The sequence below is a fragment of the Rhodococcus sp. IEGM 1351 genome, assembly GCF_030056875.1.
GTDB lineage: Bacteria > Actinomycetota > Actinomycetes > Mycobacteriales > Mycobacteriaceae > Rhodococcus_F > Rhodococcus_F opacus.
Map to the genome: position 1 here is coordinate 25,708 of NZ_JASHKU010000004.1, position 22,218 is coordinate 47,925.

The 22,218-nt window shown below is 65.4% G+C and carries 17 protein-coding genes; 15 read left to right on the plus strand and 2 right to left on the minus strand.

Going from position 1 to position 22,218, the window contains the following annotated elements:
• Positions 1-2 precede the first annotated feature (2 nt).
• On the plus strand, positions 3-719 hold the full coding sequence (gene rplA / locus QM806_RS08140; protein WP_005252097.1) for a 50S ribosomal protein L1: 717 nt from the start codon (positions 3-5) through the stop codon (positions 717-719).
• Between the two features lie 66 nt (positions 720-785).
• Here rplA and QM806_RS08145 read toward each other — a convergent pair whose 3' ends face one another.
• The gene (locus QM806_RS08145; RefSeq protein WP_043792661.1) at positions 786-2,405 is read right to left on the minus strand and encodes an MFS transporter; all 1,620 of its coding nucleotides are present in this window, start codon (positions 2,403-2,405) and stop codon (positions 786-788) included.
• Between the two features lie 461 nt (positions 2,406-2,866).
• On the opposite strand from QM806_RS08145, the gene rplJ reads away from it, so the two are divergent.
• The 13 genes from rplJ (at position 2,867) to QM806_RS08210 (ending at position 15,917) form a co-directional block, all read left to right on the plus strand.
• The gene (gene rplJ, locus QM806_RS08150) at positions 2,867-3,427 is read left to right on the plus strand and encodes a 50S ribosomal protein L10 (RefSeq protein ID WP_005252102.1); all 561 of its coding nucleotides are present in this window, start codon (positions 2,867-2,869) and stop codon (positions 3,425-3,427) included.
• 78 nt (positions 3,428-3,505) lie between these two features.
• Positions 3,506-3,892: a 50S ribosomal protein L7/L12 gene (rplL, locus tag QM806_RS08155; protein ID WP_005252104.1), complete on the plus strand. Its 387-nt coding sequence runs from the start codon at positions 3,506-3,508 to the stop codon at positions 3,890-3,892.
• A 303-nt stretch (positions 3,893-4,195) separates the two neighbouring features.
• The gene (locus tag QM806_RS08160; RefSeq protein ID WP_005258257.1) at positions 4,196-5,290 is read left to right on the plus strand and encodes an ABC transporter ATP-binding protein; all 1,095 of its coding nucleotides are present in this window, start codon (positions 4,196-4,198) and stop codon (positions 5,288-5,290) included.
• A 9-nt stretch (positions 5,291-5,299) separates the two neighbouring features.
• On the plus strand, positions 5,300-6,094 hold the full coding sequence (locus QM806_RS08165; RefSeq protein WP_005252107.1) for an MlaE family ABC transporter permease: 795 nt from the start codon (positions 5,300-5,302) through the stop codon (positions 6,092-6,094).
• Between the two features lie 4 nt (positions 6,095-6,098).
• Positions 6,099-6,959 carry an MlaE family ABC transporter permease gene (locus QM806_RS08170; RefSeq protein ID WP_005258256.1) on the plus strand — a complete coding sequence of 287 codons (861 nt, stop codon included), beginning with the start codon at positions 6,099-6,101 and terminating at the stop codon, positions 6,957-6,959.
• Positions 6,956-8,314 carry an MCE family protein gene (locus tag QM806_RS08175; RefSeq protein WP_037204233.1) on the plus strand — a complete coding sequence of 453 codons (1,359 nt, stop codon included), beginning with the start codon at positions 6,956-6,958 and terminating at the stop codon, positions 8,312-8,314. Before QM806_RS08170 ends, QM806_RS08175 begins: the two co-directional genes overlap by 4 nt.
• A complete protein-coding gene (locus tag QM806_RS08180; protein ID WP_005258253.1) occupies positions 8,311-9,390 on the plus strand; it encodes an MCE family protein in 1,080 nt (359 codons plus the stop codon). Before QM806_RS08175 ends, QM806_RS08180 begins: the two co-directional genes overlap by 4 nt.
• Positions 9,387-10,382: an MCE family protein gene (locus tag QM806_RS08185; protein WP_005564073.1), complete on the plus strand. Its 996-nt coding sequence runs from the start codon at positions 9,387-9,389 to the stop codon at positions 10,380-10,382. The genes QM806_RS08180 and QM806_RS08185 overlap by 4 nt, the downstream gene beginning before the upstream one ends.
• Entirely contained in the window at positions 10,382-11,638 is a 1,257-nt protein-coding gene (locus QM806_RS08190; protein ID WP_283291017.1) for an MCE family protein, read from the plus strand. The genes QM806_RS08185 and QM806_RS08190 overlap by 1 nt, the downstream gene beginning before the upstream one ends.
• Positions 11,635-12,933 (plus strand): MCE family protein, encoded by a 1,299-nt coding sequence (locus tag QM806_RS08195; protein ID WP_005564075.1) that lies wholly within the window; start codon positions 11,635-11,637, stop codon positions 12,931-12,933. The genes QM806_RS08190 and QM806_RS08195 overlap by 4 nt, the downstream gene beginning before the upstream one ends.
• Positions 12,930-14,177, plus strand: coding sequence for an MCE family protein (locus QM806_RS08200; RefSeq protein WP_005258243.1), 1,248 nt, complete (start codon positions 12,930-12,932; stop codon positions 14,175-14,177). Before QM806_RS08195 ends, QM806_RS08200 begins: the two co-directional genes overlap by 4 nt.
• 134 nt (positions 14,178-14,311) lie before the next feature.
• Entirely contained in the window at positions 14,312-14,908 is a 597-nt protein-coding gene (locus tag QM806_RS08205; RefSeq protein ID WP_005574377.1) for a hypothetical protein, read from the plus strand.
• Between the two features lie 79 nt (positions 14,909-14,987).
• The gene (locus QM806_RS08210; RefSeq protein ID WP_043793821.1) at positions 14,988-15,917 is read left to right on the plus strand and encodes a hypothetical protein; all 930 of its coding nucleotides are present in this window, start codon (positions 14,988-14,990) and stop codon (positions 15,915-15,917) included.
• Positions 15,918-16,025: 108 nt separating this feature from the next.
• On the opposite strand, the gene QM806_RS08215 is transcribed toward QM806_RS08210, so the two are convergent.
• Positions 16,026-18,188, minus strand: coding sequence for an MMPL family transporter (locus QM806_RS08215; RefSeq protein WP_182624632.1), 2,163 nt, complete (start codon positions 18,186-18,188; stop codon positions 16,026-16,028).
• A 408-nt stretch (positions 18,189-18,596) separates the two neighbouring features.
• Between QM806_RS08215 and rpoB the strand changes: the two genes are divergently transcribed.
• A complete protein-coding gene (rpoB, locus tag QM806_RS08220; protein ID WP_005258235.1) occupies positions 18,597-22,103 on the plus strand; it encodes a DNA-directed RNA polymerase subunit beta in 3,507 nt (1,168 codons plus the stop codon).
• The last annotated feature ends 115 nt before the right edge of the window (positions 22,104-22,218 follow it).

The following is a 22,218-nucleotide window of genomic DNA, read 5'->3' on the forward strand; positions in this document are numbered from 1 at the left end:
AAATGGCAAAGCGCAGCAAGGCGTATCTCGCCGCCGCTGAGAAGATCGACTTCGACAAGCTGTACAGCCCGCTGCAGGCTGCGAAGCTGGCGAAGGAGACGTCGTCGAGCAAGATGGACGCGACCGTCGAGGTTGCAGTCCGTCTGGGCGTCGACCCCCGCAAGGCGGACCAGATGGTCCGCGGCACGGTCAACCTGCCGCACGGCACCGGTAAGACCGCCCGCGTCATCGTGTTCGCAGTCGGAGAGAAGGCCGCCGAGGCCGAGGCAGCTGGAGCCGACGCCGTCGGTGCCGAGGACCTCATCGAGCGGATCCAGGGTGGATGGCTCGATTTCGACGCCGCCATCGCGACTCCCGATCAGATGGCCAAGGTCGGCCGCATCGCCCGCGTCCTCGGACCGCGTGGCCTGATGCCGAACCCGAAGACCGGCACCGTGACGGCTGACGTCACGAAGGCTGTCGCGGACATCAAGGGCGGAAAGATCAACTTCCGCGTCGACAAGCAGGCCAACCTGCACTTCGTGATCGGCAAGGCATCGTTCGACGACGCCAAGCTGGTGGAGAACTACGGCGCCGCGCTGGACGAGATCCTGCGTGCGAAGCCGTCCTCCGCGAAGGGCCGCTACGTCAAGAAGGTCACCGTTTCGACCACCACCGGCCCGGGCATCCCGGTGGACCCGAACCGCACCCGCAACCTTCTCGAGGATGCCGACGCGTAAGTCACGCTTCACACAGTTCGGCCGGTACGGAAATCTTCCGTACCGGCCGAACTGCGTTTCCCGGGTTCAGTCTTCGTCGGCGGTTCCCGATTCGGACTTCTTTCGCCACGCCAGCATCACGGAGTCCGTGCGAGCCGGCGCCCAGGGCATGAAGATCGCGACGACGAGCGCGCAGACCACCACGGCGCCCGCGGCGACGAGCGACGCAGTGTGCGAGCCCTGCAGGACCGTCGTCTTCATGGTGAGGATGAGATTCTCACGTTGCTGTTCGAGGAACGGCGGGATCTCCCGTTTCCGGATCTCGAGCACACTCAGGACCGTCGCGCGTGCGAACCCCTTCTCGTCGTCGTTCATCAACGCGGCCGGAATACGGTCGAGCAGAGGACTCATCGTCGTCGCGTAATACGACGCGACGATCGATCCGAGCACGGCGACACCGAGCGTTCCGCCGATTTCCCTGGTCGTGTCGTTCACGGCCGAGCCTGCTCCCGCCTCGTCGAGGGGCAGCGACGCCATGATCGATTCGGTCGCGGGCCCCTGCACGATGGCCAAACCGAGCGCCATCGACACCATCGACGGGAGGACGTCCGTCAGGTAGCTGCTGTCGACGGCCACCTGACCGCCGAGGTACAGGCCGACACCGGTGAGGAGGAGGCCGAACACGATGACCGGGGTCGTCCCGATTCGCTGCGCCAGAAGTGTGGCGACGGGAGCGCCGACCGCCACCGACACCGCGAACGGCAGCGACGCGACACCGAACTCGAACGGCGTGTACTCCCGGACGCCCTGGAAGTACTGCGTGATGAGGAACAGGAAGCCGAACATCGAGAAGTAACCGATGGCGATCGCGAGGGCGGGCAGGGAGAACCTGCGGTTGCGGAACAGCCGCAGGTCGAGGATCGGGTATTCGGTGCGCAGCTCCCAGAGGACGAATCCGATCAGGACCGCGATCGAGAGGGCGACGGCGCCCAACGTGACGGACGACGTCCACCCGTGGTGAGGGGCTTCGATGATGGCCCACACGAGGACGGTGATTCCGGTGATCGAGGCGCCGATTCCGACGAGGTCCATCCGTCCGATGACGGAGGCGCGCGATTCCGGCACCAGGAGCAGCGTCGCCGCTGCCGCGCCCACGGCGATCGGCACGTTGATCCAGAAGACGGAGTGCCAGCTGAAATGCTCGAGCAGCCACCCGCCCGCCATCGGCCCGATGGCGATCGCGAATCCGGCCATCGCGGTCCAGGCGGCGATGGCCAGCGCCCGTTCCCGCACGTCGGTGAAGATGTTGATGACGAGGGCGAGGGTCGCGGGGAAGACGGCGGCCGCGAAGACACCCATCGCCGCGCGGGCCGCGATGACCTGCCCCAGACTCTCGGCGTTGGCGCCGGCGACCGACATGACGGCGACGCCGATCAGGCCGATGACCATGACGCGGCGACGACCGTAGCGGTCGCCGAGGTTGCCGAACGCCAGGAGCAGGCCTGCGAACGTCAGCGTGTAGGCGTCGACGACCCACTGCAGGCCGCTGACACTGGTGCGGAGTTCGACACCGATCGACGGGAGGGCGACGTTGACGATGGTGTTGTCGAGCACGACCAGCAGTTCGGCCAGGCAGATCACGGCAAGCGCGAGGAAGCGGCGCGTCCGGGACCCGGCCACGACGGTCCGGGCTTCGAGGATTGTCATGACCAAAAGTTAGCCCATACATGTAACGGTGCGTAACAGGTAATTGGACGCAGCTTCAGTCTGTTGAACCACACCGCAGCGATGAAGTGGCGCCGATCACTTCCGCGAGGCAGGTCGCGGCCACGATTTGGCGGTTGTGCAGGCCATGCCGTAATCTGTCCTGCGGAGTTCAATGCAGTATCTGAACTTCACCCCAAATCATGTTCTACCCAAGACCGTTGGTGATCGCGCCCGCAAGGGTGTGATTGAAAGTCCGGGAATGTCCGGCGGCCCACGCAGGAGGACGAGGTAGGGGGATGCGTATCGGTTGTGGGCTCGCGCCCTGACCGTATCGTTTCCTTTCACGCCCCGTGTGCCCTGCACCGGGGCGTTTTGCATGTCGTGGATTGTGTGCTCCGGGATTCCGGCGGTACGCAGCGGTTCCGAAGTGGGATAACGACTGTCATGAGAGGAGGCGAAGTATGGCAAAGCCTGAGAAGGTTTCCGCGGTTGCGGAGATCACCGAGCAGTTCAAGGGTTCGACCGCTGCTGTGATCACGGAATACCGTGGTCTGACGGTGGGCAACATCACGACACTGCGACGCGCTCTCGGAGAAGGTGCCACCTACTCCGTCGCCAAGAACACCCTGGTCAAGCGTGCCGCTGCTGAGGCGGGCGTCGAGGGCCTTGATGACCTTTTCGTCGGTCCGACCGCCATTGCATTCATCAAGGGCGAGCCCGTCGATGCTGCGAAGGCGCTGAAGAACTTCGCTAAGGACAACAAGGCGCTCATCATCAAGGGCGGCTACATGGACGGCGCTGCGCTGTCCGTGGACGAGGTCAACAAGATCGCGGACCTCGAGTCCCGCGAGATCCTGTTGGCCAAGCTTGCCGGCGCGATGAAGGGCAACTTGGCAAAGGCCGCAGGCCTGTTCAACGCTCCTGCTTCGCAGGTGGCCCGACTGGCTGCTGCTCTGCAGGAAAAGAAGGCCGCAGAAGGCGGAGCTGCCGAAGCTCCCGCCGAGGCTGCAGCCGAAAGCTGATCCGCACCCGCGCATCACTGCTATAACCCCGCCCGGTCGCGGATCAGCGACATGGGACTTACAGGAAGGACCGCCACAATGGCGAAGCTCAGCACCGAAGAGTTGTTGGACCAGTTCAAGGAGCTCACCCTCCTCGAGCTCTCGGAGTTCGTGAAGGCATTCGAGGAGACCTTCGAGGTCACCGCCGCTGCCCCGGTCGCCGTTGCCGCTGCAGGCGGAGCACCGGCTGCCGCCGAGGCTGCTGAGGAGCAGGACGAGTTCGACGTCGTCCTCGAGTCGGCCGGCGACAAGAAGATCCAGGTCATCAAGGTCGTCCGTGAGGTCGTTTCCGGCCTCGGCCTGAAGGAAGCCAAGGACCTCGTCGAGGGTGCTCCGAAGGCCATCCTGGAGAAGGTTGCCAAGGACGCGGCCGACGCCGCCAAGGAGAAGCTCGAGGCTGCCGGCGCGAAGATCACCGTCAAGTAAGACGGTCTCTCCCGCGCTGCTCGCCGAGCAGACGAAGAGGGCCACTCCCCATCCGTGGGGAGTGGCCCTCTTTTTGCGTCCGCAGACGGCTTCGGAGTGACGAGATTCCCGGCCGAAAGCTGGACGCGCGACCAGAAATTTCGCTACCGTTATCCCAGTTCAGACGCGTTGTTTTGCATAGTGGGACCCGCTGTTGGCATGCTTCCTTACTCATGAGTAGCATCCCTTGTCACAGGTAACACGTCGATGCGATAGAGTGACCCAACCCACACGGGGTGAGTGCATCGAACGGTCGCGGAGGTAATGGTGGGAGTCGAGGTATCCGTCGAGGGACTGACCAAGTCGTTCGGCTCGCAGAGGATCTGGCAGGACGTCACATTGACCCTCCCTGCTGGTGAGGTCAGTGCGTTGCTCGGACCGTCGGGTACGGGTAAGTCGGTGTTCCTGAAGTCGCTGATCGGTCTGCTCCGCCCGGAGCAGGGTTCGATCGTGATCGACGGCACCAACATTCTCGAGTGCTCGTCCAAGGAGCTGTACGAGATCCGGAAGCTGTTCGGGGTGCTGTTCCAGGACGGCGCGCTGTTCGGGTCGATGAACCTGTTCGACAACGTGGCGTTCCCGCTGCGCGAGCACACCAAGAAGTCCGAGTCCGAGATCCGCAAGATCGTGATGGAGAAGATGGAGCTCGTCGGCCTGCTCGGGGCCGAGGACAAGCTGCCCGGCGAGATCTCCGGCGGCATGCGCAAGCGCGCGGGTCTGGCCCGGGCCCTGGTGCTGGACCCGCAGATCATCCTCGTCGACGAGCCGGACTCCGGTCTGGATCCGGTGCGCACCACCTACATCTCGCAGACGTTGATCGACATCAACGCCGAGATCGACGCGACGATCCTGATCGTCTCGCACAACATCAATCTCGCCCGGACGGTGCCGGACAACATCGGCATGCTGTTCCGCCGGCATCTGGTGATGTTCGGTCCGCGGGAGGTGCTGCTCACCAGTGAGGAGCCGGTGGTCAAGCAGTTCCTCAACGGCACGATGATCGGTCCGATCGGGATGTCGGAGGAGAAGGACGAGGCCACCATGGCGCAGGAGCAGGCGATGGTCGATGCCGGCCACCATGCCGGTGGTGTCGACGACGTCGAGGGCATCGTCCCGCAGATGAAGGCGACGCCGGGGATGCCGTTCCGGCAGGCCGTGGCCCGCCGTCAGGAACGCGTCCGGCACATCATGCACACCCTGCCGGAGAATGCCCAGATCGCCATCCAGGAAAGCCTCGACGAGACTTCCGGCGGAAACGGCGGCGGGGGCTACGACTACGCATACAGCCAGGAAGACACACAGGTCATCCCCGCATACCGGGGCGAAGGATACGAAAACACCACTCACGGGCAAGGGTAGGCATATCGGATGGGGGTTACCCGCAGCTCGGTCTTGCGGCCGGTCAACGGTGCGCTGACGCAGGCCGGAAATATCGTCGAGCTCTTCGTCGACGTCGCACGAAACACGTTCAAGCGGCCGTTCCAGTTCCGCGAGTTCATCGAACAGGCCTGGTTCATTGCCAGCGTCACGATCCTGCCGACGGCCATGGTCGCGATTCCGTTCGGCGCAGTGGTGTCTCTGCAGACCGGATCGCTCATCAAGCAGCTCGGTGCGGAGTCGTTCACGGGAGCGGCCAGCGTGCTCGCCGTCATCCAGCAGGGTTCCCCGCTGGTGACGGCACTTCTGGTGGCCGGGGCTGCGGGCTCGGCCGTCACGGCGGATCTCGGTGCGCGGACGATCCGCGAAGAGATCGACGCCATGGAGGTTCTCGGTATCAACCCGATTCAGCGACTCGTCGTGCCTCGGGTGCTTGCCATGGTTCTCGTCGCGATCCTGCTCAACGGCCTCGTGTCCGTGGTCGGTATCGCGGGCGGGTACTTCTTCAACGTCATTCTCCAAGGGGGTAATCCCGGTGCGTACCTGGCATCGTTCTCGGCCTTCGCGCAGCTTCCCGACATCTGGGTCGGCGAGCTCAAGGCGGCCGTCTTCGGTGTCATCGCCGGTGTCATCGCCGCGTACAAAGGCCTCCACCCGAAGGGCGGACCCAAGGGCGTCGGTGACGCGGTGAACCAGTCTGTGGTGATCACGTTCCTGCTGCTGTTCTTCGCGAACCTGATCCTGACCATGGTGTACCTCCAAATCGTTCCGGCGAAGGGATCGTGACCCGATGACAATCGCCAAGGGACGCGGTGACCGGACGCTGATGGCGGCACGCCGAGTCGGTCGTGCGCCGCTCAACGTGCTCGACCGGGCCGGCGAGCAGATGTCGTTCTACGCCAGGGCAATCGCCTGGTCGCCCCACACTCTCGTGCACTACCGCAAGGAAGTGCTCCGGCTGCTCGCCGAGGTCACATTCGGCAGCGGCGCGCTCGCCGTCATCGGCGGCACCATCGGCGTCATCGCGATGATGTCCGGCTTCACCGGCGTCGTCGTCGGACTGCAGGGTTTCGCCGCGCTCGAACAGCTGGGCAGCTCGGTCCTCACCGGCTTCCTGTCCGCGTACGTCAACACCCGTGAGATCGCGCCGATCGTTGCGGCACTCGCGCTCTCGGCCACCGTCGGTTGTGGTTTCACCGCGCAGCTCGGCGCCATGCGCATCTCGGAGGAGATCGACGCGCTGGAGGTCATGGCGGTACCGAGTGTGCCGTTCCTTGTCACCACCCGCATGATCGCGGGATTCGTCGCCGTCATCCCGCTGTACATCGTCGGTCTGCTCGCGGCCTATCTGGCCTCCCGCGTCATCAGTACCGTGTTCAACGGCCAGTCGACCGGGTCCTACGACCACTACTTCAACTTGTTCCTGCCACCGCAGGACGTCCTGTATTCGTTCGCGAAAGTGCTGATCTTCGCGTTCGTGCTGATCCTGATCCATTGCTACTACGGCTATCACGCGTCGGGTGGTCCCGCCGGTGTGGGTGTGGCCGTGGGTCGGGCGGTCCGCACCGCGATCGTCACCATCGCCGTTCTCGACTTCTTCCTGAGCCTCGCCATCTGGGGCACGACGACCACAGTGAGGGTGGCCGGATGAGCAACACGACATCTGTTGTGGGCCGACGGGTGCTGGGGCTGGTGTTCTTCCTCGTCCTCGCGTTGTTCCTGGTCTTCACGATCGGCATGTTCAACAAGACGTTCACCAAGGTCGTCAAGATCGACCTGCTCACGGACACCGCCGGAAATGCCCTGCCGCCCAATGCGGACGTGAAGGTCCGTGGCCTCATCGTCGGCGAGGTGCGCTCGGCGTCCTCCCATGAGGGCGAGGTCACCCTGGATCTTGCGATCCAGCCCGACAAGGCGCAGCTGATTCCGTCCAACGCGACGGCGCGGTTGCTGCCCAAGACGCTGTTCGGTGAGCGCTATGTGTCGCTGATCGTTCCCGAGGGCGACACCGCTCCGCCGATCCAGGCCGGCGACACGCTGCGTCAGGACAAGAGTGGCAACGCCGTCGAGGTCGGCGAGGTTCTGGACGGTCTGCTGCCGCTGCTGCAGGCGATTCCGCCGCAGGACCTGGCGAACACGCTCGGCGCGCTGTCCCAGGGACTGAGCGGGCGCGGTGCCGAACTCGGACTGACGCTCGACCGTCTCGAGGAGATCTTCGGCGGGCTGAACACGGAACTTCCTGCCATCCAGGAGGATCTGCGCGGTCTGGCAGATTTCTCGCAGACGTACTCCGAGGCGGCGCCCGACCTGGTCAACGCCCTCGACAATCTCCGTACCACCGGAAATACCGTGGTGGAGAAGCAGGGCGAGATCTCCACGTTGCTCGCGTCGCTGACCGGAACCGCGTCCAGCACCGCGGATCTCCTGCAGACCAACGCCGAATCGATCGTCAGTATCGCCGCCGATTCGCGTGAGGCACTGCAGATCCTCGGCCGTTACTCGCCGAGTTTCGGCTGCACGTTCGCGGGCTTCGCCAAGTCCGCTCCCGTCGCCCGTGAACTGCTGGCACCGGACGATCCGTACCCGGGTGTGCGTGCCAGCGTGCAGTTCGTCAATCCGAAGGGTCGCTACGTGCCCAACCAGGACGAGCCGCGGCTGCTCGACAACCGCGGACCGGCTTGCTACGACAACGTCACCGCTCCGGGTGGGAAGTTCCCGCAGTACCCGGGCGGGTCGTCCTACAACGACGGTGCCTACCAGGTGCCTTCGCGGAATCCCGGCCCGTCGACCATCGACTTCCTCCCGGCGCCCGCCGGAGTCCCCGATCAGGTCCCGGGGTACGGAGCCGAGGTCACGCCCGCAAGTTACGCGGGTTCGAAGATGGAGCAGGACACGTTGGACGTCGTCTACGGCGAGGCCGGGGGCATGGCGCCGGAGGACGTGCCGAGCTGGACGACACTCGTCGGCGCGCCGACCATGAGGGGGACTGAGGTGAGCTTCAAGTGAGGGGCCTGGCCGCACCATTGGTCAAGCTGATCGTGTTCGCCGTGGTCACCATCCTCGCGACCGGTTTGCTGGCCGCCACCATCGCCAACCTCGGTGGCGGCGGTGGCACCAAGTTCAACGCGATCTTCTCGGACGTCACCTCGCTCAACGAGGGCGACGAGGTCCGCATCGCCGGTGTGCGTGTGGGTCAGGTCGAGAAGATCGCGATCCACGACGACCGCGAAGCCGAGGTTCAGTTCACGGTGTCGGAACGGGACTGGCTGCCCGCCAGCACCACCGCGACCATCCGCTTCCGGAACCTCGTGGGGCAGCGCTACATCGCGCTCGAACAGGGCGAGGGGCAGCAGGGAATGAAGATGAGCGGCGGCGACACCATTCCGATGGAGCGGACGAAGCCTGCCGTCAACCTCACCACGCTGTTCGACGGGTTCCGTCCGCTGTTCCAGACCCTCAGTGCCGACGACGTGAACAAGTTGTCCTACCAGATCATCCAGGTGTTCCAGGGCGAGTCGGGAACCATCACGGAACTGGTCGAGAACACGGCAAGCCTCACCAACACCGTCGCCGACAAGGATCGGGTGATCGGTGCGGTGATCAACAACCTCAACGACGTGCTGGCCACGGTGAATCAGCGTGACGATCAACTCGATTCGCTGATCGTCAACACCCAGCAACTCGTCACGGGCCTGGCGAACGAGCGGGGAACGGTCGGTTCGGCGGTGACGTCCCTCGCGGGACTGACCGACGCGACGGCCGACCTGCTCGAACCCACCCGACCGTCCATCCAGGAATCCATCACGTCACTGAACACGCTGGCGACGACGTTGAACCGTAACTCCGACACGGTCAACAGCGTTCTCCAGACGCTTCCGGTAAAGCTCGAGAAGCTCGGCCGGGCAGCCAGTTACGGATCCTGGTTCCAGTTCTACCTCTGTGGAGTCGACATCGTCGCAGGACCAGGTACCGCGCCCCAACTGAACCTGCCCACGGGCTTGCCCACCGTCAACCAGCCGCTCTATACCAACTCGGCGAAACGGTGCACGCAGGACGGCCTACAGGAGTTGCAGACACGATGAGCAGACGTCGCAGCCCGGCAGTGGCTGGTGCCCTCGGCATTCTCGTGGTGCTGTTGGCCACCCTGTCGGCTTTCTTCCTCGATTCGCTGCCGTTCATCGGCGCCGGATCGACCTATCACGCCGAATTCACCGAGGCGGCAGGGCTCAAGCCCTCCAACGAGGTCCGGATCGCCGGCGTCAAGGTCGGCAAGGTCACGTCCGTCGAGCTCGACGGGGACCATGTGGACGTCGCCTTCAAGGTGTCGGACGCGTGGGTCGGCAACGAGACGTCGGCGTCCATCCAGATCAAGACGATCCTGGGTCAGAAGTACCTGGCCCTCGACCCCCGTGGTTCGGACACCCTGAATCCGAGCGACGTGATCCCGTTGGACCGCACCACGTCTCCGTACGACGTGATCGAAGCGTTCTCGGCCGCCGCACAGACGGTGGGTGACATCGACTCCGATCAGCTCGCACAGAGCATGGTGACGCTGTCGCAGGCTTTCGAGGGAACTCCCACGGAGATCCGAGCCTCCCTGGACGGTGTGAGCAGGCTGTCGCAGACCATCGCCAGCCGCGATCAGGAACTGCAGAAGTTGTTCGACGCGACCGGCAAGACCACCAAGGTCCTCGCCGACCGCAACGCCGAATTCAACCGGTTGATCAGCGACGCCGGTCTGCTGCTCGGTGAGCTCAACAGCCGTCAGCAGTCGATCTCTCAGCTGCTCACCGGAACTCAGCGGCTGTCGCAGCAGTTGACCGGACTCGTGCGCGACAACGAGGCCGCCATCGGTCCCGCGCTCGAACAGCTCGACGGTGTCGTCGAGATCCTCAAGGCCAACAACGAGAACCTGGACAAGGCGATGAAACTGTACGAGCCGTTCGTCCGCCTGTACACGAACGTGGTCGGTAACGGTCGCTGGTTCGACCAGGTCGTGGTGAACCTCCTGCCGCCGGGTCTGCCCGACATTCCCGGTCCGCGCGATCCCGTCCGCACGTTGGGGGGTAACTGATGGCAGACGTCGAGAACGGCGCCGAGCGCGGCGGACGCGGCGGGGTCGCCCTCATCGCGGGAATCGTCATCGTCGCGCTCGTGATCGCCGGGGCCCTGTGGTGGTTGTTCACCCGCGCAGGAACCACGCAGATCACCGCGTACTTCGACAAGTCGGTGGGCATCTACGAGGGTTCCGACGTGCGGATCCTCGGTGTGAAGGTCGGATCAGTCGACGGTGTCGAACCGCAGGGCGACCAGGTGAAGGTCGACATGCGCGTCGATCGTGGCGTCGACATCCCCGCCGACGCGAAGGCAGCCCAGGTCACGCCGTCCGTGGTGTCCGACCGCTACATCCAGCTCGCGCCTGCCTACACGGGCGGCGACAAGATGCAGAGCGGTGCCGTCATCTCGCGTGACCGCACGGCCACTCCTGTCGAGGTGGATGAGCTGTACGCGAGCATCGAGAAGCTCTCCACCGCTCTGGGCCCGGACGGGGCGAACAAGGAAGGCGCGCTGTCCCAGTTCGTCGAGACCGGCGCGGCCAACCTCGACGGCAACGGAGAGGCGCTGGGGCAGAGCATCAATCAGCTGTCCGACGCCGCCCGCACGCTCAACGAGAGACGCGGCGACCTGTTCGACACCGTCAAGAACCTCCAGGTGTTCGTGGGTGCGCTGGCGGCCAACGATCAGCAGGTCCGCGACTTCAATTCGCAGCTCTCCGACTTGTCCGGATTCCTTGCGGGGGAGCGGGAGAACCTCGGTGCCGCCCTCAACCAGCTGGCGATCGCCCTCGGCGACGTCTCGAAGTTCGTGGCCGACAACCGGGAGATCCTCGCCGAGAACGTGGACGATCTGGTTCCGGTGACGCAGACCCTCGCGGACAACCGCGAGTCGCTCGTCAACTCGCTGACCCTGCTTCCGCTGGCGATCAGCAACCTGGCCAACTCCTACGACGCGGAGTCCGGCAACCTGGCATCGCGTCTGGCGTTCCCGGATCTGCAGGATCCGGCCGGCGTCGCGTGCAAGTTGATCGACCTCGGCAAGCTGGTTCCCGGCGATCCGCGGTTCGAGCAACTCGGGCGTCAGATGCAGCCGCTGATCGACAACTGCGCCAACATCACGTCGCAGATCACGCAATCGGCGAAGACGCCGTCGCTCGTGCTTCCCTTCGGGATCATGAGTGCCGACAACATTCAGCGGACGGTCACGCCCGGCACGGTGCCGGGTGTCGTGTCGCCGCGATTCGAAGGTGCAACGGGTGGTGAGGGCGAATGAAGCGGTCGGTAATCCTCGGCGCCGGTGCGTGCGCCGTCGCCATTGCAGTGACGTCATGCTCGTCGGAGGGAATCTACGGAGTTCCGCTGCCGGGCGGTCCGGATGTCGGTGACCACCCGATGCACCTGACGATCCAGTTCGACGACGTCCTCGACCTCGTCCCGCAGTCCGCAGTCAAGGTCGACGGTGTTCCGGTGGGCCGGGTCGAAACGATCAAGGTGGCGCCGGACGGCTGGACGGCGGATGTGGAGGTCGTCCTCGACTCGTCCGTCGATCTCGCGGCCAACGCGGTCGCCGCCATCGAGCAGACGAACCTGCTCGGCGAGAAGTTCGTCCAGTTGTCCGAACCGCCGGAGGACAAGGATCCCGCGCGGCTCGAGGACGGCGACACGATCTCCCTCGATCGCACCCGGCACGCCACCGAGATCGAGCAGGTACTCGGCGCGCTGTCGCTGCTGCTCAACGGTGGCGGCGTCGGCCAGTTGCAGCCGATCGTGCACGAACTGACCACCGCACTCGACGGGCGTGAGGATCGTGTCCGCGGACTTCTCGAGCAGGCGAACACGCTCATCGACGGTCTCAACCAGCAGCGCGACGACATCACCCGCGCCCTGGACGGACTCGACACCTTGACCACACGGGTGAACGAACAGAACGAGAAGATCGGGCTGATCCTCGATCAGCTCCCGATCGCCGCCGAAGTGCTCAACGAGCAGCGTCCGCAGCTCACCCAGATGCTGACGCAGCTGGACCGGCTCGGTACCGTCGGCACGGACGTGATCAACAGGTCGAAGAACGATCTGATCGCGGATCTCCTCGCACTGCGGCCGACGCTGAAGGCGCTCGCCGAGTCCGGCGACGACCTGCCCAATTCGCTCGCGTTCATCCCGACCGTCCCGTTCCCGGACGGTGTCGAGAAGATCGCGCTCGGCGGATCGGTCAACCTGTTCCTCACGGTCGACCTGCAGATCGGCGATGCGCTCAGCGCACTCGGCGTCGGTCAGGGCGACCCGGTGTACGTGCCGCCGAAGTTCGGTGAGCCCAAGCCGATCGTCGATCCCTCGAACCCGTACTACAACGGCAACGGACCGAAGCCGGGATGGCCGACGGTGTCGCTGCTGCCGATTCCGCCGATCATCCCCGCCCCGACGGGTCTGCGGATCCCGGGTCTCCCCGGAACCGCGCCTGCGGCCGGCAACGGTGCAGAGAACGGCACGACGGACGGCGCAGCGCCGTCGCCGCAGAACCCGCTCGGGGGACTGCTGGAGCAGTTCGGAATCGGGGGTGGACAGTGAGGTCACGACTGGTCAGGATCCAGCTCGTCGCGTTCGCCATCGTGGCGATGCTCGGGCTGGTCTACGTCGGCGCCAAATACGTCCGCCTCGACAACCTGCTCGGTTTCGGTGAATTCGACGTGAACGCGCAGTTCAAGGACTCCGGCGGCATCTTCACCAACGCCGAGGTCACGTACCGCGGAGTTCCCGTCGGCCGGGTCGGCGAGCTGTCCCTGACCGCGGACGGAATCAACGTCGAGTTGAAGATCTCCTCGGGTGGGCCCGACATCCCGGCGTCGGCCAAGGCCGTCGTCGCCAACCGATCCGCGATCGGTGAGCAGTACGTGGACCTGCAGCCCGACAGCGACCAGGGGCCGTTCCTCGAACAGGGCTCGGTGATCACCGAGGCCGACACGTCGACACCCGTTCCGGTCGAGCAGGTGCTGATGGCCACCGACGGTCTGGTCCGGTCGGTTCCGGTCGACTCGTTGCGCACGGTCGTCACCCAGCTGGGAACGGCATTCAACGGCAAGGGCGAGGATCTGCAGACACTCGCGGATTCGCTGTCGACGCTGACGAAGGACGGACTCGACGTCCTCCCGCAGACCCTGGCCCTCATCAGGGACAGCCAGACGGTGCTGGCGACGCAGTCCGATCAGTCCTCCGCGATCGCCCAGTTCAGTTCGGACCTCGACGCGGTTGCGGCGCAGCTGCGGACCAGCGACCCCGATCTCCGCGCGATCATCGACAAGGGAATTCCGGCGAGCGACGAGGTCGGTCTGCTGGTGAACCAGATCGGTCCGAGTCTCACCACCGACCTGACGAACCTCGCCGCTGTCGGCGACAAACTGGCTCCGCAGGCGATCGCGCTGCGGCCGATCCTGATGTTCCTGCCTGCCATCGCGGCGTCCGCGTCGACGGTGGCCCCCGGCGACGGCACGGTGCATCAGGGCATCGTCCTGGAAACCAACAATCCGCCGTCGTGCACACTCGGTTACGAAGGGACACAGGAAATCCTGGCCGAGATGAAGCGGCAGGACCCGAACTTCGACGACACCCAGCAGGACTTCCCGTACAACACGAAGGCCAACTGCGACGCTCCCCAGGGAAGCGTGACGGGTGTGCGAAGTGCAGACCGCATCGTGTTCGCCGATCCGGACACGATCCAGCCGTGGGATTTCAAGCCGAAGGTCATGCCTGACACTCTCAACTTGAATCCCATCGCAACGCAGCTCGCGCCGCTCCTCGGGGTTACTCCCAAGTAGCATTCGGTCCCGACCGAGGGCGAGTAGAAGAAAACAATCAGTAGGGTATTGGTGTGACGCGAATTACCACGCCCCCGGAGTCGGGACAATCGACTCCGGGGAAGGACAGAACTCTGAAGGCCTCGTTTGCTGCGGTGACCGCACTGGTGGTGATCGCGGTTGTCGCAGCCGGATGGTTTGGCTTCGGGTGGGCGCGCGCTCTCTTCGTGGACAAGCCGATCGCCGACGCACGCGATTCCGCGTTGACGGGCGCCCAGCAGGCCGCGATCAACCTCAACTCGGTCGATTCGAAAGACCTCGACGGATCGTTCGAGAATATGAAGTCGTCGATCACGGGCGACAAGATGAACCAGGACCTCCAGGCGACGATGGACGGGTTCACCGACCAGATGCGTCAGTCGGGTGCGGCGAGCAAGGCCGAGCTGATCCAGGGCACACTCACGGAACTGAACACCGACGACGGCACTGCGAAGGCGCTGGTCGTCGTGGCAGTCACCACCACGTGGCCCGACCGCTTCGACAAGGCCAAGGTGACGATGCGGATGGACGTCCAGGACGTGGACGGGGTCTGGAAGGCCTCGTCGGTCGAACCGGTGGGCGGGCGTATTCCGCTCGAGAGCGGTCCGGTGCCCGCCGACGGCGCGGCTCCCGCCCCGGCCCCCACCGAACCGGCTCCCGCCGAGCAGGCGCCGGCTGAACAGGTGCCCGAAGGCGACAGCGGCGGTCAGTAGTCCTGATGTGCCGCGGCGGCGTGTCGCTGCGGTGTCCACGTCGACGACAGCTCGTCGTGTAATGAGAAAGTGGTGAACTATGCCCCCCAAGCGCCGAAACAACGTGCCGGACAGCGCTGCAAAGGGCAGGCGTCCGCGCGTGGCGGGGACCCGTCAGACAACGCCGAAGCCGCCCCGATCGGAAACCCCGGCCACGGAGCCTGTGGCGAAGACGAAGAGCGAGCCGGTGACGAAGCCGGAACCGGCGAAGAAGCAAGAGCCGGTCGAGAAGTCGGCCCCGGTGGCGAAGGCCGAGGCCGCAACGACCGCAGCAGCAGCCGCGGCCTCCTCCGCCGCGTCCGACGGGGCGTCGAAGACCTCCGACACAAACGCGACCGTGTCGCTGGCCAAGTCGGTGTCGACCGCGAAGACCGCGTCCGCGGGAAAGACGAAGGTGCCCAACCTTCAACCGCGCATCAGCAAGCAGCAGGCCCCCACCGCCGCCGAGACCGCGGCCGATGGCAACGGGTCCGGCAGGATCACCTGGAAGCTCGTCGGGATCCTCGGAGCCGTGGCGGTGGTGCTCGGGGTGTTCGCGGTCGTCGCGGCGTTCAAGCCCGGCGCAGACATCACGAACACCGCCTGGGTCGACGAAGGCGCCACTGCCGAGGTGACCAAGGCGGGAACCGAGGCGATCGAGACGCTGTACACGTACAGCTACGAAACGATCGATCAGGACTTCGAGAAGGCGCGCGGCTACCTCAACGACGCCAAGCGTGACGAATTCGACTCGACCGCCGACACCACCAAGGAGGCCGCCATCCAGACCAAGACGGCCACCCAGGCCTCGGTCACCGACATCGGCGTCACGGTGCTCGACGGCGACCGCGCCGAGCTGCTCGCGCACATGAACGTCAGCGCCACCGGTGACGCCGTGGCTCAGGGCAGTGCCGCGACCCCGTTGTCGATCAAGATGGAGAAGATCGACGGCAAGTGGGTGCTGTCCGACATCTCCGACAGCGAGGGCTGATCCTGCCGCCCGGAAAGAATTGAGCCGGAACGGGATCCGCGCACGCTGCGCAGGTGCTCGCCGGATTGTCGTCTCCGGCAACGCGAACCGATTCCCATCCGATCGTCTTCACGATTGGATGGGAATCTGTTGCTGCGGTGTCGGTTTCGGATTCTCGGGTGAACCGGGGGTAGGTGCCTTCCGTGCCAGGAATCCCGGCGCCCACCAATTGGCCTCACCCATCAGTTTCACCAGGGCGGGCACCAGCATCATGCGGATCACGGTGGCGTCGATGAGCAGCGCGACGATCATGCCGAGTCCGATGAATCGCATCATCGTCAGCTCCGAGAGCGTGAACGCGCCGGTGACGACGATCAGCAACGCGGCGGCAGCAGTCACGATGCGCCCCGTATGTGCCGTGCCGATCCGCACGGCCTCTTCGGTCGATGCCCCCTTGTCGTGGGCCTCGACCATTCGCGACATCAGGAAGATCTCGTAGTCGGTGGAGAGCCCGAACACCACCGCGATGATGAGGACGACCATCGTCGCGGGCAGCGGCCCCGGCGTCACGCCGAGGAATCCGGCACCGTGGCCGTCGTCGAAGATCCACGTGAGCACGCCGAACGAGGCGGCGAGGCTCAGGGTGGCCATCGCGATCGCCTTCAGGGGCAGCACCACGGACCGGAACGCCAGCAGCATCAGCACGAAGGTGACGGCCACCATGATCCCGATCATCCACGGCAGCCGCGCCGCCATCGCGTCCAGTCCGTCGGCGGTCAGGGCGTTCAACCCGCCCAGCATCTTCTCGGTGCCATCCGGGGGCGGGAGGTCGCGCAGTGCGGCGGCCGTCGCCATGGCCCCCGTCGTGCGGTCGGCGTCGTCGAAGATGGCCCGGATGGCGACGAACGTGTCGGTGGCGCCGACCGGGACGACCCGCTGGACGCCGTCGACCGCGGCCGTCGCCCGGAAGAGCTCTGCCGTGGCGGCCGGGGGCGGGGCCTTGCCGTCGCTGCCCTGCAGGATCAGGGTCGCCCCGTTGTTGGCGAGCGGGAAGTCCGCGGCGAGATCGTCGACGGCTAGCCGGAGCGGGTGAGTCGCGGGCAGTCCGGTGTGATCGAGATCGCCCAAGGATGCGCCTGCGAGGGGCGCGGCGAGCACGAGCAGCCCCGCAACGATGGCTGTCGCGATCGGGACGGGCCGCCGCATGACCCGGGCGGCGACGCCGCCCCAGAACCGGTGCGCCCGGTCTTCGCCGCGTTCGACCACACCCGGTCGCCAGGTGAGCGAGTTGATGCGAGGCCCGAGCAGCGCGAGTGCCGCGGGCAGCGCCGACAGCGACAACACGGCGGCGATCCCGATGGCCGCCATCCCGCCGTAGGCGAACGACCGGACGATGGCCTGGGGGAACACGAGCATGCCCACGAAGCCGCACACCAGGAGGAGGGCGGAGAACCCCACGGTCCGGCCGGCCGTGGCGAGCGTCCGGCGGACGGCGTCGTCGGTGTGGGCGCCCGACCGCAGCTCCTCGCGGAACCGGGTCACGACGAACAATCCGTAGTCGATGGACATGCCGAGCCCGACGAGGCTCGCGATGTTCACCGAGAATGCGCTGACTTCGGTGAAGTAGGAGATCACGCGCAGGGCGCCGAGGGCGCCGAGGATCGCGAGCCCGCCGACGCACAGCGGGACGGCCGCGCCGACGAGGCCGCCGAAGATGACGAGCAGAAGGAGCAGCAGAAGCGGGAACGACACCGCCTCGGCGCGCAGTAGATCACTCTCGGACACCTCGTTGAAGGCGTTGGCGGCCGCGCTGAAGCCGCTGAACTCCGCATCCGTGCCGTCGATGACCAGCAGGGGTTCGAGATCGTGATACGCGGCGATCCGAGTGTTCTCGTCGCCGCTCAGCGACAGCACCACCAATCCCTCGGTGCCGTCGGTGGACCGCAGGAACTCCTTCGCCTGCGGCGGCGCCGACCAGTACGACAGGGGAGTGCTGGCGAGCATTCTGGGGTCGATCTGAGCGAGGTGCGCGGACACCTCGGGCCCGAGGTCGTCGATCGTCGAACCCGGACGTGCGTGGTAGGTGACCGCCAGATCGGGGGTCTGCCGTCCGAACGTCCCCTCGATCAGGCGCTCGACGCCCGCGGACTCGCTGCCCGGATCGGTGTACCCGCCGAGGCTCAGCCGGTCGAACACACCCGATCCCCACGCCCCACCGAGCAGCACCAGCAGCACCGTGGCGGCGAGGACCAGCTTCGGACGGGCGACGACGAACGAACTCCAGCGCGTCACGGCTCTGCTTCCCTCGCGAAATCGACGGCGATCGCGTGCGCATATTGTTCACCGCCCGTCAGCGGCTGGGAAGGGGCGGCGGGAACAACCCGGGCCTCGCGAAACGACGCGACACGCCCCCTAACTCTTGACGCCGCGATGATCACGCGTCACTCTGATGCGTGAACATGCGCAGTGACGCGTGGCCAAGCGCCCGGCTGGGTGCTGTTTCGGGTGCCCGACTCGACATCTACTGAGTTTGGGTGTACTTTTGGACGTTGCGCTGGCTGCCTCCTGTCCACCCCTCGTCCGCACCGCTGCGAAGTGATTCACTCTTCAGCAACTGTGACGAGTTTCGTTCGGGTTGTGACCAGCGAAATTCGAAGCAGATACAGCGGCGGTCGCAACAGCAAGAGCGGCCCGCGTGAGGTGCTGGAAGGACGCATCTTGGCAGTCTCTAGCCAGACCAAGGCAGTTTCCGGAATCCCCGGAGCCCCGAAGAGGGTTTCGTTCGCAAAGATTCGCGAACCCCTCGAAGTTCCCGGGCTTCTTGATGTACAAACCGATTCGTTCGAGTGGTTGATCGGTGCGCAGAGCTGGCGCGAACGCGCCGCCGCTCGTGGCGACAGCGCAATCTCCGGAGGTCTCGAGGACATTCTCGCGGAGCTTTCCCCGATCGAGGATTTCTCGGGCTCGATGTCTCTGTCCTTCTCGGACCCGCGTTTCGACGAGGTGAAGGCCTCGACGGACGAGTGCAAAGACAAAGACATGACCTACGCGGCGCCGTTGTTCGTCACCGCGGAGTTCATCAACAACAACACCGGTGAGATCAAGAGCCAGACGGTCTTCATGGGCGACTTCCCGATGATGACCGACAAGGGCACGTTCATCATCAACGGCACCGAGCGTGTCGTGGTCTCGCAGCTGGTGCGCTCCCCCGGCGTCTACTTCGACCACTCCGTCGACAAGGGCACCGAGAAGGACCTGCACAGCGTCAAGGTCATCCCGGGCCGTGGTGCATGGCTCGAGTTCGACGTGGACAAGCGCGACACGGTCGGCGTCCGCATCGACCGCAAGCGCCGCCAGCCCGTCACCGTGCTGCTGAAGGCCCTCGGCTGGACCACCGAGCAGATCACCGAGCGCTTCGGCTTCTCGGAGATCCTCATGGCGACGCTCGAGAAGGACAACACCGCCGGCACCGACGAGGCGCTGCTCGACATCTACCGCAAGCTGCGTCCGGGCGAGCCGCCGACCAAGGAGAGCGCGCAGACGCTCCTGGAGAACCTGTTCTTCAAGGACAAGCGCTACGACCTGGCTCGCGTGGGTCGCTACAAGATCAACAAGAAGCTGGGCCTGAACCTCGGACAGCCGATCGTCGCGTCGACCCTCACCGAGGAAGACATCGTCGCCACCATCGAGTACCTGGTGCGCCTGCACGCCGGTGACACCGAGATGACAGCCCCCGGCGGCAGTGCGGTGCCCGTCGAGGTCGACGACATCGACCACTTCGGTAACCGTCGTCTGCGCACGGTCGGCGAGCTCATCCAGAACCAGATCCGCGTGGGCCTGTCCCGCATGGAGCGCGTGGTTCGTGAGCGCATGACGACCCAGGACGTCGAGGCCATCACGCCGCAGACGCTGATCAACATCCGGCCGGTCGTGGCTGCGATCAAGGAGTTCTTCGGAACCTCCCAGCTGTCGCAGTTCATGGACCAGAACAACCCGCTGTCGGGGCTGACGCACAAGCGTCGTCTGTCCGCCCTCGGCCCGGGTGGTCTGTCCCGTGAGCGCGCCGGCCTCGAGGTGCGAGACGTTCACCCGTCGCACTACGGCCGCATGTGCCCGATCGAGACCCCTGAGGGTCCGAACATCGGTCTGATCGGTTCGCTGTCGGTGTACGCACGGGTCAACCCGTTCGGCTTCATCGAGACGCCGTACCGCAAGGTGGAGAACGGCCAGGTCACCGACCAGGTCGACTACCTGACCGCGGACGAAGAGGACCGCCACGTCGTCGCCCAGGCCAACTCGGCCCTCGACGCGAACGGTCACTTCACGGACGATCGCATTCTGGTCCGTCGTAAGGGTGGCGAGGTCGAGTTCGTCTCGTCCGCCGAGATCGACTACATGGATGTCTCGCCGCGGCAGATGGTGTCCGTCGCGACCGCGATGATTCCGTTCCTCGAGCACGACGACGCCAACCGTGCCCTGATGGGTGCGAACATGCAGCGTCAGGCGGTGCCCCTCGTTCGCAGCGAGGCTCCGCTGGTCGGTACGGGCATGGAACTGCGTGCCGCCGTCGATGCGGGCGACGTCATCGTCACCGAGAAGACCGGTGTCGTGGAAGAGGTCTCCGCCGACTACGTCACGGTCATGGCCGACGACGGCAGCCGCAAGACCTACCGGATGCGCAAGTTCGCACGTTCGAACCAGGGCACCTGCGCCAACCAGCGTCCGATCGTGGACGAGGGGCAGCGTGTCGAGGTCGGACAGGTCCTCGCCGACGGCCCCTGCACCGAGAACGGTGAGATGGCGCTCGGCAAGAACCTGCTCGTCGCGATCATGCCGTGGGAAGGCCACAACTACGAGGACGCGATCATTCTGTCGCAGCGCCTCGTGGAAGAGGACGTCCTGACCTCGATCCACATCGAGGAGCACGAGATCGATGCCCGCGACACCAAGCTCGGTGCCGAGGAGATCACTCGCGACATCCCGAACGTCTCCGACGAGGTCCTCGCCGACCTCGACGAGCGCGGCATCATCCGTATCGGTGCCGAGGTTCGTGACGGCGACGTGCTGGTCGGAAAGGTCACGCCGAAGGGTGAGACCGAGCTGACCCCCGAGGAGCGCCTGCTGCGCGCCATCTTCGGTGAGAAGGCCCGCGAGGTTCGCGACACGTCGCTGAAGGTTCCTCACGGTGAGACCGGTAAGGTCATCGGCATCCGCGTGTTCTCGCGCGACGACGACGACGATCTGCCCCCCGGTGTCAACGAGCTGGTCCGCGTCTACGTGGCACAGAAGCGCAAGATCCAGGACGGCGACAAGCTCGCCGGCCGCCACGGCAACAAGGGCGTCATCGGCAAGATCCTCCCGCAGGAGGACATGCCGTTCCTGCCCGACGGCACTCCGGTCGACATCATTCTGAACACCCACGGTGTTCCGCGTCGTATGAACATCGGTCAGATCTTGGAGACCCACCTCGGGTGGATCGGCAAGACCGGCTGGAACGTTCAGATCGCCGGCGACGGCTCCCGTCCCGATTGGGCGGAGCAGCTGCCGGAGGAGATGCTGTCTGCACCTGCCGACTCCAACATCGCCACCCCGGTGTTCGACGGCGCCAAGGAAGACGAGCTCACCGGTCTCCTCGGTTCGACGCTGCCGAACCGCGACGGCGAGGTCATGGTCGCGTCCGACGGAAAGGCCACGTTGTTCGACGGCCGTTCCGGCGAGCCGTTCCCGTACCCGGTCTCGGTCGGCTACATGTACATCATCAAGCTGCACCACCTGGTCGACGACAAGATCCACGCTCGTTCGACCGGTCCGTACTCGATGATCACCCAGCAGCCGCTCGGCGGTAAGGCCCAGTTCGGTGGCCAGCGCTTCGGTGAGATGGAGTGCTGGGCGATGCAGGCCTACGGCGCCGCATACACGCTGCAGGAGCTGCTCACCATCAAGTCGGACGACGTGGTGGGTCGAGTCAAGGTGTACGAGGCCATCGTCAAGGGCGAGAACATCCCCGAGCCGGGTATCCCCGAGTCGTTCAAGGTGCTCCTGAAGGAGCTCCAGTCGCTCTGCCTCAACGTGGAGGTGCTGTCCTCGGACGGCGCGGCCATCGCGATGGCCGACGGTGACGACGAGGACCTGGAGCGGGCCGCAGCGAACCTGGGCATCAACTTGTCCCGGAACGAAGCGGCGACGGTCGACGACCTCGCGAACTAGGTTTCGGTCCCCGGGTCCTGAGAAATCAGGGTCCGGGGGCGTAGTTCACATTTGAATTGGCAGTCAGGTATCGGCGGCCACCGCTGATCCACAATCCCTCTGGGGAAAGGAAGTT